We start from the raw sequence: 12,420 nt of genomic DNA, 5'->3' as shown, positions 1-12,420 counted from the left end.
TAATGCAAGAATTACCCAACCTCAAGCAACATTTTTTGACCATGCAGATAAAAATACATAGTGAAATCAAACAACTTCCTGCTGAAGAATGGAACGCTTTAGTAGAGGACAACAACCCTTTTATGCGGCATGAATTCCTCGAAGCCTTGGAAACACATGGCTGTGTTGGGCCAGAGTTTGGTTGGATTCCTTGTCACATCGGCATTTATGATGACGGAAAACTAAGCGCTGCAATGCCTCTTTATCAAAAATATAATTCCTACGGTGAGTTTGTATTTGATCACGCTTGGGCAGATGCTTATAAACAAAGTAGGATAGATTACTTTCCTAAGCTAGTCTCAGCCACGCCTTACACGCCTGCGACAGGTCAGCGACTACTCAGTAATTCACCTGACTCGCCTGAAGAGCATTATCAAATATTGATGCAGACCGTAGCTCAGTTATCTGTCGATAATAAAATGAGCAGTTACCATTGTTTATTCCCACGTGCGGACCAGCTGGATTGGCTTGCCAAATTATCACTAAATGGCTCTGATGTTTTACTTCGCCACGATGTGCAGTTTCATTGGAATAATAATAACTACACAGAATTTGAAGACTTTCTGGATGCATTGACTGCTAAGAAACGTAAAAACGTCCGCCAAGAACGCAAACGTATGCAGCAGTCAGGCGTTCAACTGCGTTTACTCGATGGTCACACTGCTACAGCAAAAGACTGGGAAGACTTCGCACACTTTTACAAAGTAACGTTTGAAGAAAAGTGGAGCACACCAACGCTCAACGCCGGATTCTTTCAAGAAGTAGCGTCCAAGCTTCCTGATCAAGTATTTTTGGTACTGGCTGACTTACCTGCTGAAGAAGGTAGCGGTGAAGAACGGGGTGAATGTATCGCAGGCTCATTAATGTTTCGCAGTGAAACACGACTCTACGGCCGTCACTGGGGCTGTACTCAGCAAATAGACAAGCTTCACTTTGAAGCCTGTTATTACCAAGGTATCGAGTACTGCATTCGCAATAACTTGCAAGTATTTGAACCGGGCGCTCAAGGTGAACATAAAATAGCTCGCGGCTTTATTCCTACCGAAACACGCTCTGCACACTGGTTAAATAACTCGCCATACCAAGAATCAATCGTTCAATATGTTGAACACGAGCGCAAAGCTATTGATGAATACCGTAAACAACTTAAGTCACCCTACCAAGAGAGCGAATCATGAAACCTTATTCTAGTTCATGTGATCAAAACAAAGGCACTATTTTAACCGTGCTGGAAGCGGTTTTACCTGATAGTGCTGAGGTGCTGGAAATCGGTACGGGCACGGGACAACACGCAGTGTATTTTGCTGAAAAGCTGCCACACTTAATATGGCAAACTAGCGACCAGATTCAATATCATGAAGGTATTAAACTGTGGTTGGGCGAAACAACTCTGTCTAACTTATTACCGCCTCTGGCGCTTAATGTAAGTACAGATGTATGGCCGAGTAAGCAATACGATGTGCTGTACTCCGCTAACGTCACACACATTATGCACTGGGATAATGTCGTTGATCTGTTTACTCAAGGTGCTAAATGCTTAAAGCCTGGTGGTCAATTTATTTTCTATGGGCCGTTCAATTACTCAGGCCAATACACGAGCCAAGGCAACATGCAGTTCGACAAACACCTAAAGACGGGTGATCCACTGAGCGGTATTCGCGACTTTGATGACTTAGCAAAGCTGGCGACTGAAAACGGTTTAACACTGGTCAATGACTACGAAATGCCTGCTAATAATCGTATTTTACTTTGGAGAAAACTATAGCGGCACCTCTGGTCTATAGTGCTGAAATGAACATAGCTCACTATAAGAACTACTTATGTAATTATCGGTGCGTTATTCATAACCTTGTCATTCTGATAAACTAGATTAAAAACTAGTAACAAGTGCATTGATTCATATTATTGAATCAATTAAGAAACGAATACCCACAATGATTGTCACAGTTAAGCATGGGTAACGGCTTGTTACTCACTTTACAAAGATTTACATAGTGCTACCCTCTTTCCTACACAGTATTGGGGCACACTTACTATGTCGCTTGATTGAACATTTTATTGATTTCAGTCGACTTAAACGCTTTTTATAATACGGGGTTACACAATCATGAAAAGCATAAAAATAGCTACATTAGCAATACTCTCAGTGGGTCTACTCACAGCAACAACAGCATTTTCAGCGCCAAAAGTTTCATCTGACGGATTCTTAGTTTTAACCGTTGAAGAAGTAGCAAAGGCTAAACCTAAGCCTCGCGCAGTAAAGCAGGCAAAACGATCAACTCGCACAGAACGCACTACTCGTGTAAAGCGTACTGCGACAAAGAGCAAAAAAGCACGTTTTTATCGTGTAAGAAGCGGCGATACTTTAACAAGAATCGCTGCTAAAACTGGCGTACGTTTTACTACACTCGTACGCTTAAATCGTTTGTATGGTTCTAAAAAGAATCGTATTAACGCAGGTCAGCGCCTTCGTCTACGTTAAGATCACTGCGGTCTTAACGAAAGCTTAGTCGCTTGTAGATCCCCGGCCTATCCGCAATTTGCCGGGGACTGCTCTGCCCAGTACTATTAATAAAAATAAAATAAGCAGACTCCGCTATACTCTTAATTCCCACTATTTTTGATGAGATTAAGAGCACGTGACACAAGTTCTTGGCGTTCTATTACCCGTTTTCCTAATCATTCTTGTCGGTCACCTTTATGGGCGATGGCAAACGAGTGAAATTAGCACCATAAACCGCCTCAACATCGACGTATTCCTACCCGCACTAGTCATTGACGCACTAGCAAAAGGTGATTTTGATGTGTTTTCCTATAAATGGTTGGTACTAGGTGGCCTTATACTTATCCTACTTTCAGGTGTGGTTGCGTGGCTCGTTGCGCTTCGCTTGAAATATTCAATCCCTGCTTTTGTGCCAACCATGATGTTTAACAACTCTGGAAATATGGGGCTTCCTATTGCTGTATTAGCTTTTAGCGAGTCAGCACTACCGGCTGCAATGGTGCTATTCCTTGTCAGTAACACCCTGCACTTCACGCTGGGAACGTATATCGTGGGTGGGCGAATTTCATGGCTAAAATTATTGTCATTACCCATCAATATTGCGACGGTTATCGGACTAAGTCTAAATTTCGCCAACATTCAACTCATCGAAACGATCGCCTTACCAATTCAAATGCTTGGACAAGTTGCCATACCTGTCATGCTATTTACACTTGGCATTCGTATGATCGATATTGATTTTCACGCTTGGAAGATTGGTGTTGTGGGCGCGATTGTGTGTCCATTATCAGGACTCATTCCTGCCATATTTCTTATCTGGATACTCCCACTCGACCTTATCCAACAGCAACAGTTACTACTGTTCTCAATCTTCCCACCCGCAGTGATGAATTACATTCTTGCAGAACGTTATCAGCAGCAACCTGGAAATGTTGCTTCGATGGTGGTGATCGGAAATGCTAGTTCGCTTATTACAATATTTTTAATGTTGTTATATTTAAAGCAAGCCGCTTAAAGCACTAGGTTTATGTCGAGGTAATTAGCTTTTCTTTGGCTAATTTGGTCATTTTTTTTATCTTATACTCACGCTTTGAGGCCTCAGAGCGTGACTCAGCTGTTTCACTATAAACCAAGTTTACAGGTTGTCTTGCGCGGGTATATTTAGCTCCTAAATTTCCCGTGCTATTATGCTCCTCCACGCGACGATCGACATCCGTTGCAATGCCAGTGTAAAGGCTACGATCGGCACAGCGAACCATATATACAAACCAGTGTTTCATACAAGAAAGCCCAAACAATATAAATACTTGCAGTCATGATTCTGCAAGTATTGACAGGAAGGCCATACTATCATGAGCAAAGCATTACAGATTAACAATCTCCGCAAAACCTACGCTAATGGGTTTACTGCGCTTAAGGGTGTGAGCCTTGACGTCGAGCAAGGCGACTTTTTTGCGCTTCTCGGGGGAAATGGTGCGGGTAAGTCCACCATGATTGGGATCATTTCATCGCTCGTTAATAAGACTGACGGCGACGTAAAAGTCTGTGGATTTGATCTAGAAACACAGCGTAGCCAAGCCAAGTCAATGATTGGCTTAGTACCGCAAGAGTTCAACATAAACATGTTTGAGCCTGTTGACGAGATACTTATAAACCAAGCCGGTTACTACGGCGTACCTCGCAAAGAAGCCACCATTCGCGCAAGGCAGTTACTTGAACAGCTAGAACTATGGGATAAACGAAAGAATATGGCTCGTGAGTTATCTGGCGGCATGAAGCGTCGCTTGATGATTGCTCGTGCTCTAATTCATCGTCCAAAGTTATTAATTTTGGACGAGCCAACTGCTGGTGTTGATATAGAAATTCGCCGCTCAATGTGGGACTTTCTAACCAAACTAAATACAGCGGGTATGACGATTATTTTGACCACTCACTATCTGGAAGAAGCAGAAAGTATGTGTCGCAATATCGCTATTATCAATAAAGGTGAAATTGTTAAAAACACCAGTATGAAGACGCTATTGTCTGGTTTGAATCATGAAACATTCATTCTTGATCTCAAAACACCCGTCACTCAAGTACCGCATACTGACGAGTTTACTATCACTCTTATTGATGAAAGCACGCTTGAAGTTGAGTTGAGTAAAGACTTCTCAATCAACCGCATATTTGAAGTACTCAACAACCACGACATTCGCGTAAATAGTATGCGTAATAAAAGTAACCGACTTGAAGAATTATTTCTTGAGATGGTTCACCAAAACAACGCTGAAAACACAAGCGAGGAGACAGCATGAATTTCTCTTACCAAATGACTGCGCTATATACGATATTGGTTAAAGAAGTCCTGCGCTTCACTCGTATTTGGGTACAAACAATTCTACCACCAGCCATTACTATGGCGCTGTACTTTGTCATCTTCGGAAAATTAATTGGTAGCGCGATCGACTCTAGCGCTACGGATGGTTACAGCTATATCGACTACATCGTACCCGGTTTGATCATGATGTCGGTTATCACAAACTCTTACTCTAACGTTGTTTCATCGTTTTACAGTGCCAAATACCAAGGCCACCTCCAAGAGTTGCTCGTCTCACCTACGCCAAATATGATTATCATTCTTGGTTTCATTGGTGGTGGTGTTATTCGTGGTTTGATGGTTGGCGCGATTGTAACCGTGGTATCAATGTTTTTTACAGACCTCAATATCGCTCATCCGGTGATCACATTACTAACCGTATTTTTGACGGCTGTTTTGTTTGCTACCGCAGGACTAATCAATGGTGTTTACGCAAAGTCGTTTGATGATATAAGCATTGTGCCTGTATTTGTTTTAACACCTCTGACCTACCTCGGTGGTGTGTTCTATTCAATCAAACTTCTCTCTGATTTCTGGCAGACAGTTTCATTAGCTAACCCAATTTTGTATATGGTAAATGGCTTCCGTTACGGCTTCCTTGGCGTGTCTGATATCAATATTTATGCCTGCTTCGCCGTTATTTTAATATTCTGGGGCATTCTATTTTCAATCGCTTACTTCCTACTGGATAGGGGTATTGGGATTCGCACTTGAGCCCTTGGTTCAAATACCCCACTTTTGATTGGAAAACCCGCAAAGCTGTCGTTATAGGCGCCGGCATAGCGGGTTGCCAGATGACATACCAGCTCTCTAATCAGGGCTGGCATGTCACACTCATAGAGCAAGAATCAGAAATAAGCCAACACGCATCTGGCAACTTAGCAGGTGTCATTTCACCCAAAATGACGTCTCAGCCAAGCATTAGTGAAGGTTTTTATCGTGACGCTTTTGAGTATACCCTCAAGCAATTAGATAATCTTATTAGCAGCGAAACACCATTGGATTGGTATCCCTGCGGAATGCTCCAACTCAATCATAATGATTCGGAAAGACAACGTTGGGCTGAGTTAAAAGCACGAGACTTTCCACAGAACTTTCTTCAGTTTCTAGAGCAAGCAGACACTGAACATGTAGCAGGCATCCCTTGCGATTATTCTTCGAGTTACTTTCCAAGTGCGGGCTTCATTAACCCAAAATCTTTTTGTGATGCGCTGCTAGCAAATAGTAATTACGAGTTATTGAATAATACTGAAGTTGGTGAGGTTTATTTTACTGACTCCACTTGGCATGTCAAAGACCTACAAGGTCAGTTACTAACATCTTCAGAAGTTATTGTAGTGTGCACGGGAAAAGAGCTTGCCGCATTACCACAAAGCCAACACTTGCAACATACACCGGTGCTTGGTCAAACGAGCTTGGCGACCGTAACGGAAGAAAGTGAAAAACTAAATTGTGTTATTTGTCATGAGGGCTACCTCACACCAAGATATGACAACAAACATGTATTTGGGGCGACATTTGATCGAAACTTTGAGTCCATTTCATTAACTGATGAGGCGACGACCAGAAATGAAAATCAGCTCAAACAATATCTTTCTAAATGGCAACAGTCATTAAAACATATTGAAAATGGGCACGCAGCCATCCGGACGACAACACCAGACAGGTTTCCTTATGTTGGTGGGCTACCGAATTGCGAGTTTTATCAAAAGTCGTATGAGTCACTAAAACACGGGCGTGTTAAAGAGTTTTTTCCTGATGCTAGTTATCATCAAGGTCTTTTTATGTTGGGAGGATTAGGTGCTAGAGGGCTGACTACGAGCGGCTATTGTGCTCAGTTACTGAGTGACTTAATCAGTAATGAAAAACCGGATGCAATGCTTTCAACAATGCACCCTGCTCGTTATCTAATTCGTCAATTACGTCGTGGGCGCTCTATTACTTAAGCTAAGCCACGTGCTAAGTCATCGCGAATATCTTCAAATGATTCTAAACCCACTGAAACACGCACGAGATTATCTTTAATCCCTGACTCCGCACGCTGCTCCTCAGTCAAACGACCATGAGTAGTCGAAGCAGGATGAGTAATCGTTGATTTCGAATCACCGAGATTAGCCGTGATTGAGAGCATTTTTGTGCTATCAATCACACGCCAGCAATCTTCACGTACTCCTTTAACCTCAAAAGATACAATCCCACCAAAACCAGTCTGCTGTGTTAGCGCTAATTCATGTTGAGGATGATCCTTTAAGCCTGGGTAGTAGACTTTAGAAACTTTCGGATGCTCGGATAACCATAGCGCAAGTTTCAAAGCACTTTCACAATGCGCCCTCATTCTAAGACCTAAGGTTTCTAAACCTTTCACAAAGACCCAAGCATTGAATGGACTTAAAACCATCCCGCCTGAACGTAAAATACCACCGACTTCTTTTCCGACTAACTCTTCACTTCCAACAACGGCACCACCGAGACAACGGCCATGACCGTCTAAATATTTAGTAGCTGAATGAATAACTAAGTCGGCACCTAAGCTCAACGGCTTTTGAAGCGCAGGAGTGCAGAAACAGTTATCAATTGCTAAGTATGCACCACCCTCGTGGGCAATATCTGATAGCGCTCTAATATCAACAATTTCTGTAAGCGGGTTGGATGGTGTCTCTGCGAAGAAAAGACGTGTATTAGGCTTTACTGCGTTTTTCCATTGCTCAAGGTCGACAAGGTCAACAAAGTCGACTTCTACCCCAAACTTTAAAACATAATTATTTAGCAGAACTGTACTTGTCCCAAAGACAGAGCGAGAGCAGACAATGTGGTCACCAGCTTTTAATAACGCTAAAATCACTGCAAGGATGGCTGACATACCTGAAGAGGTTGCAACACACGCTTCGCCGCCTTCTAAAACGGCCAATCGTTTCTGGAAGTAACCAACTGTTGGGTTAGTCATTCGCCCATAAATATTACCAGGTTGATCACCTGAAAATTTAGCGGCTGCATCAGCAGCACTTTCGAAGACAAAACTAGAGGTTGGGAAGATCGCTTCACTATGCTCACATTCGTTAGTGCGGTCGTGACCACTGCGAATGGCTAGCGTATCAAACTGAAAATCATCGTTCATTTTTATGTCCTGTTAACATCACGGGCATAAAAAACCCGCACATAGAACTAAAGCAGGCATAGGCCTCTTTAGCAGAATTTATAGTGCGCCCGCAAGCTGAATCAAATCGGCGCATCAAGAGTATGAGCTTAAATCGGCAAGGCCGTAAGGTCAAATACTTACTGAGTAAGAGGGTTAATCTGAGCGCCCTTTGAAACGATCCATTAAACGGCGATCACGTTTATTAGGTTTTTGCGTTGGAAGTTTTATATTAGCTGACTGCAAACGATTTAACTCTTTTGCATCCTCGCGAATTTTAATACTTTCTTCCGTCTCTTCATATAACAACACCGCTTCTTTAGCAGGTCTTCGCTTATCATTTAGACCTTTAACAGTGACATGAAAACGCTCTACACCACGAGTAATATTAAGCTCATCATCACAACGAACGACGCGTGCAGGCTTCACTCTCACTCCATTTAAGTGAACTTTTCCACCTGAAATTGCTTCAACTGCCATTGCTCTTGTTTTAAAAAAACGTGAAGCCCACAACCATTTGTCGAGCCTTAGCTCTACTAATTCTTTACTATTATTGGCCATTCTACGATTCGATCCTCTAAGTCTTCATCAATATCACGCTCAAATACAACACGCCCAATCGCTGAGTTGCCCGTACTATGAACACTATTAATATCACCTGAAACAAGGTGATGCCAACTCGCTAAGCCCAAACCCTGTTGTAGTCTTCGATAGCTGCAACTAGGTGGCATCCATGATAATGCTTCTAAATTACCCGGTTCAAGTTGTACACAGTCTGGAACACGTAATTGACGGTTCTTATAGTCAGCACACTGACAGGCATCACCATCAAATAAATGACAAGCCACATCAGTGTAATAGACTTCTCCACCGTCCTCTTCTTCATCCTGTAACTTTATCAGGCAACACTTACCACAGCGATCGCAAATTTTTTCCCATTCATCTTGGGTCATTTCTTGAAGCGGTGTGATTTCCCACCATTTATCCAACATGATTAACTATCCTTACCTAATGAACCCAACTTAATCTCTTTTTTATCATCTTCTAATGCCTTAATTAGACGAGGATAACTACTTGGTGAGGTATAGTAAAAAGTCTCTTTTCCAGCCTGATCCCACAAAATAACCACACCTTTTTTAGGGTAAAAGCGATATACAGCGGTATCTGAAACCTGTTCAACTGAGTCGGGTTTACCGAAAAAATCGATCTGCTTTTCTTCATAATCAGCAATAGAAATATACATAAAGCGCCAGACTTTCAAATCAAGTGCCGCCAATGTTTGTTCTTCACTTAATTTATATTGCCATAGATTATTAGGTGTCGGCTTGCGACCGAGGTTTAAAGCTAGGATAGATCCCATAAATTCATTAGAAGCATCAATTTCAGCGATAATTCGAGCATCGAAGCGTCCAACCTTCACCTTTCCTAGATAGGCCTCTAAGAATAGGTCGCCCGTTGGCTTTTGAAACAGTCGTAACTCTGGTAACTCAGCAAACCGCTTGGAAAAGTCTCGTAAGTTAATTACGCCTGGCGACACTGAAAAAACTTCAGTTTGTCCATCTCCTAATAATGAAACTTGCCATGGTAATACGTGTTTTTCTGGCTTAGATGAATTGTCAGTGCATGCAGTTAGCACACAACATAGTATAATAACTAGGATATTAGTTTTCATTAATGATTATCATGAATTTAGCTTAAGTTTAGTTTCAGTAGAATTTTTGACTTATAATAAGGTCGCATCTTAAATCATAGCGTCTGTTGGTTATATTAAAGCGTAGTAATATCAATACCTTTATTTATTCCAACTTCAGCAAATGATTCATCATAACCCAGGAGTTTAAATGAGCAAGAAAGATACCGTAACGGTGACAGACAATGCAACGGGTAAACAAGTTGAACTACCAATCTTGCGCCCAAGCAATGGAAGTCCGACTATCGATATAAGCCAACTACATAAAGAACTTGGCTACTTCACTTTTGACCCTGGATTTGTAGCAACTGCTAGCTGCCGCAGTAGCATAACTTACCTTGATGGTGACAAAGGTATATTAGAATACCGTGGTTATCCAATTGAGCAACTCGCTGAGAGTAGTACGTTTACGGAAGTATGCTACTTACTACTTCACGGTGAACTGCCTAATAAAGACGACCTATCTAAATTCGACCACACAATTACTACACACACGATGCTTCACGAAGCAATGAAGCGCTTTTATAGCGGTTTCCGTCGTGATGCTCACCCAATGTCTACAATGGTTGGTGTCGTTGGTGCTTTATCTTCATTCTATCATCATGGCGAAGATATCCATGATCCAGAACACCGTAAGATCACAGCTCATCGCTTGATTGCTAAGATGCCTACGATTGCTGCTTGGAGCTATCGTTATGCAAACGGTCAGCCAATGGTCTATCCAAAGAACTCATTAGACTATTCAAGTAACTTCCTGCACATGATGTTCTCAATGCCTACAGAAGAGTACACACCTGATCCTCTATACGTGAAAGCATTAGATTTACTACTAATCCTTCATGCAGACCATGAACAAAATGCTTCAACGTCAACAGTACGTTTAGCAGGTAGTTCTGGTGCTAACCCATTTGCCGCACTATCAGCAGGTATTGCTTCTCTTTGGGGACCTGCACACGGTGGCGCAAACGAAGCTGTTATAAGAATGCTTCAAGATATCGTTGATTCAGATAACGATGTTGCGCACTATGTTGCTCGCGCTAAAGATAAGAGTGACCGTTTCCGCCTAATGGGCTTCGGTCACCGTGTTTACAAGAACTTCGATCCTCGCGCAGTTATCATTCGCAAAACTTGTATGGATCTACTTGCAAAACTTGGACCTGACAATGAGTACCAAGCACTATTCGACACTGCGCATGAGCTAGAAAAGATTGCCCTTGCTGATGACTACTTCGTAAAACGTAACTTGTACCCTAACGTTGATTTTTATTCTGGTATAATTTTACTAGCAATGGGTATACCATTGAATATGTTTACAGTTATCTTTGCAATGGCTAGAACAGTCGGTTGGATTTCCCAGTGGAATGAAATGATTGCAGATGATGACTTCCGTATTGGACGCCCGAGACAGCTATACACCGGCGCTAATACAAGAGATTATGTTGATATTGAAAACCGATAATAAGGAGATACAATATGTTCGATAATATGACAATGAGTAACGCAGTAACAGCAACGATAGGACTCTTAGTCTTACTAAGTGTAATCTTGATTCGTGTAATTGGTGATGGATTCCTTATTCTTCCAGTTCTAATCGGAATAGTTGTTATTCAATCAGCATTTACTGGTTTCTGCCCAGTTAGTATGATGTTAAAGAAGTACAATTTAGTTAAGTAATCATTTTTGTTATTTTACTAAGGAAGCGCCCTGTATGGGCGCTTTTTTGTGCCTGTGAAATCTTATTTCTTAGTTAGCAATTGGACATATATGTTAAGACCTATGTAAGTGTCTTTGAATTTGTGAATCTCATACATATCCAGCTATTGATAGCCTTGAACGCAAAGAGTTCAGATTTTCTTTGGTGACCTTCAGGTTGTGGCTGCTCTAACAAATGCCTAATCCACCAACTGACTACATCACCATTACCCACAGTAATAAAGCCATCACCTTTTCTATGAGGTTTTGGAAGCGCATCTGTTTCACAACACTTGGTTATGAAACATTACATTCGATGCCCTCAAGATCGGTGTATACCTTGTTTAATTCCATTTCACTTTCTTTCAGGCATAAAAAAAGCCCTGTCACAGTATTATCTGTAAACAGGGCTTCCTATTAAATCTTGGCAATGACCTACTTTCACATGGGGAAACCCCACACTATCATCGGCGATGACACTTTTCACTGCTGAGTTCGAGATGGGATCAGGTGGTTCAATGTCTCTATGGTTACCAAGAAAACCGGTGTGTGATACCTGTTGTCAATACGTTAACCTCAGTCAACGGCCCACAACAGGCTCACGAATAAGTAATAATCTAGTAGCAGTGACCCACTATTGTCTGTTTGTCACATTTTCTCTCAACAAACCATTCAAGGTTATAGAATCAAGCCTCACGGGCAATTAGTACACCTTAGCTACATCCATTACTGGACTTCCACATGGTGCCTATCAACGTCGTAGTCTTCAACGGCCCTTTAGGGGAATCTAGTTCCCAGAGAATACTCATCTTGGATGAGGCTTCCCGCTTAGATGCTTTCAGCGGTTATCCTTTCCGAACTTAGCTACCCGGCTATGCCACTGGCGTGACAACCGGTACACCAGAGGTTCGTCCACTCCGGTCCTCTCGTACTAGGAGCAGCTTTCCTCAATATTCTAACGCCCACACCAGATAGGGACCGAACTGTCTCACGACGTTCTGAAC

At 42.1% G+C, this 12,420-nt stretch carries 14 protein-coding genes, 2 rRNA genes and 1 riboswitch; of the genes, 9 read left to right on the top strand and 7 right to left on the bottom strand.

Annotation, left to right across the window (positions count from 1 at the left end; all coding sequences use genetic code 11):
* Window positions 1–2 precede the first annotated feature (2 nt).
* The 4 genes from DKT75_RS05150 to DKT75_RS05135 all read left to right on the top strand — a co-directional run bounded on the left by DKT75_RS05150 (window position 3) and on the right by DKT75_RS05135 (window position 3,557).
* Entirely contained in the window at window positions 3–1,217 is a 1,215-nt protein-coding gene (locus DKT75_RS05150; RefSeq protein ID WP_245923086.1) for a GNAT family N-acetyltransferase, read from the top strand.
* Window positions 1,214–1,804, top strand: a complete 591-nt coding sequence (locus tag DKT75_RS05145) for a DUF938 domain-containing protein (RefSeq protein ID WP_109822365.1) — start codon at window positions 1,214–1,216, stop codon at window positions 1,802–1,804. The genes DKT75_RS05150 and DKT75_RS05145 overlap by 4 nt, the downstream gene beginning before the upstream one ends.
* A 342-nt stretch (window positions 1,805–2,146) precedes the next feature.
* The gene (locus tag DKT75_RS05140) at window positions 2,147–2,521 is read left to right on the top strand and encodes a LysM peptidoglycan-binding domain-containing protein (RefSeq protein WP_109822364.1); all 375 of its coding nucleotides are present in this window, start codon (window positions 2,147–2,149) and stop codon (window positions 2,519–2,521) included.
* 157 nt (window positions 2,522–2,678) lie between these two features.
* On the top strand, window positions 2,679–3,557 hold the full coding sequence (locus tag DKT75_RS05135; RefSeq protein WP_109822363.1) for an AEC family transporter: 879 nt from the start codon (window positions 2,679–2,681) through the stop codon (window positions 3,555–3,557).
* A gap of 10 nt (window positions 3,558–3,567) precedes the next feature.
* Here the strand turns inward: DKT75_RS05135 and DKT75_RS05130 are convergent, their stop codons facing one another.
* Window positions 3,568–3,822 (bottom strand): GIY-YIG nuclease family protein, encoded by a 255-nt coding sequence (locus DKT75_RS05130; RefSeq protein ID WP_109822362.1) that lies wholly within the window; start codon window positions 3,820–3,822, stop codon window positions 3,568–3,570.
* 72 nt (window positions 3,823–3,894) lie between these two features.
* Here DKT75_RS05130 and DKT75_RS05125 point away from each other — a divergent pair, with 72 nt between their 5' ends.
* From DKT75_RS05125 to mnmC1, 3 genes are read left to right on the top strand one after another with little or no spacing between them, the layout of a single operon-like run.
* Entirely contained in the window at window positions 3,895–4,839 is a 945-nt protein-coding gene (locus tag DKT75_RS05125; RefSeq protein WP_109822361.1) for an ABC transporter ATP-binding protein, read from the top strand.
* Window positions 4,836–5,615 carry an ABC transporter permease gene (locus DKT75_RS05120; protein ID WP_109822360.1) on the top strand — a complete coding sequence of 260 codons (780 nt, stop codon included), beginning with the start codon at window positions 4,836–4,838 and terminating at the stop codon, window positions 5,613–5,615. Before DKT75_RS05125 ends, DKT75_RS05120 begins: the two co-directional genes overlap by 4 nt.
* The gene (gene mnmC1 / locus DKT75_RS05115; RefSeq protein ID WP_109822359.1) at window positions 5,612–6,847 is read left to right on the top strand and encodes an FAD-dependent 5-carboxymethylaminomethyl-2-thiouridine(34) oxidoreductase MnmC1; all 1,236 of its coding nucleotides are present in this window, start codon (window positions 5,612–5,614) and stop codon (window positions 6,845–6,847) included. Before DKT75_RS05120 ends, mnmC1 begins: the two co-directional genes overlap by 4 nt.
* On the opposite strand, the gene DKT75_RS05110 is transcribed toward mnmC1, so the two are convergent.
* From DKT75_RS05110 to DKT75_RS05095, 4 genes are all read right to left on the bottom strand, one after another.
* Window positions 6,844–8,016, bottom strand: a complete 1,173-nt coding sequence (locus DKT75_RS05110) for an O-succinylhomoserine sulfhydrylase (protein ID WP_109822358.1) — start codon at window positions 8,014–8,016, stop codon at window positions 6,844–6,846. The genes mnmC1 and DKT75_RS05110 overlap by 4 nt on opposite strands.
* A 47-nt stretch (window positions 8,017–8,063) precedes the next feature.
* Window positions 8,064–8,139, bottom strand: a riboswitch (SAM riboswitch).
* Window positions 8,140–8,190: 51 nt separating this feature from the next.
* The gene (locus DKT75_RS05105; protein WP_109822357.1) at window positions 8,191–8,595 is read right to left on the bottom strand and encodes an RNA-binding S4 domain-containing protein; all 405 of its coding nucleotides are present in this window, start codon (window positions 8,593–8,595) and stop codon (window positions 8,191–8,193) included.
* A complete protein-coding gene (locus DKT75_RS05100; protein ID WP_109822356.1) occupies window positions 8,571–9,026 on the bottom strand; it encodes a YcgN family cysteine cluster protein in 456 nt (151 codons plus the stop codon). The genes DKT75_RS05105 and DKT75_RS05100 overlap by 25 nt, the downstream gene beginning before the upstream one ends.
* Window positions 9,027–9,028: 2 nt before the next feature.
* The gene (locus DKT75_RS05095) at window positions 9,029–9,706 is read right to left on the bottom strand and encodes a hypothetical protein (protein WP_109822355.1); all 678 of its coding nucleotides are present in this window, start codon (window positions 9,704–9,706) and stop codon (window positions 9,029–9,031) included.
* Window positions 9,707–9,875: 169 nt separating this feature from the next.
* Between DKT75_RS05095 and DKT75_RS05090 the strand changes: the two genes are divergently transcribed.
* The gene (locus DKT75_RS05090) at window positions 9,876–11,183 is read left to right on the top strand and encodes a citrate synthase (protein ID WP_109822354.1); all 1,308 of its coding nucleotides are present in this window, start codon (window positions 9,876–9,878) and stop codon (window positions 11,181–11,183) included.
* Between the two features lie 14 nt (window positions 11,184–11,197).
* Window positions 11,198–11,398, top strand: a complete 201-nt coding sequence (locus DKT75_RS22475) for a YgaP-like transmembrane domain (protein WP_211665181.1) — start codon at window positions 11,198–11,200, stop codon at window positions 11,396–11,398.
* Window positions 11,399–11,838: 440 nt separating this feature from the next.
* Here the strand turns inward: DKT75_RS22475 and rrf are convergent.
* Both rrf and DKT75_RS05075 read right to left on the bottom strand, forming a co-directional pair.
* Window positions 11,839–11,954: ribosomal RNA gene (gene rrf, locus DKT75_RS05080) — 5S ribosomal RNA — on the bottom strand.
* Between the two features lie 144 nt (window positions 11,955–12,098).
* A 23S ribosomal RNA gene (locus tag DKT75_RS05075) occupies window positions 12,099–12,420 on the bottom strand; the annotation flags it as partial.

The organism is Leucothrix arctica, from assembly GCF_003172895.1.
GTDB lineage: Bacteria > Pseudomonadota > Gammaproteobacteria > Thiotrichales > Thiotrichaceae > Leucothrix > Leucothrix arctica.
This window is presented reverse-complemented; position numbering and strand designations above follow the sequence as displayed.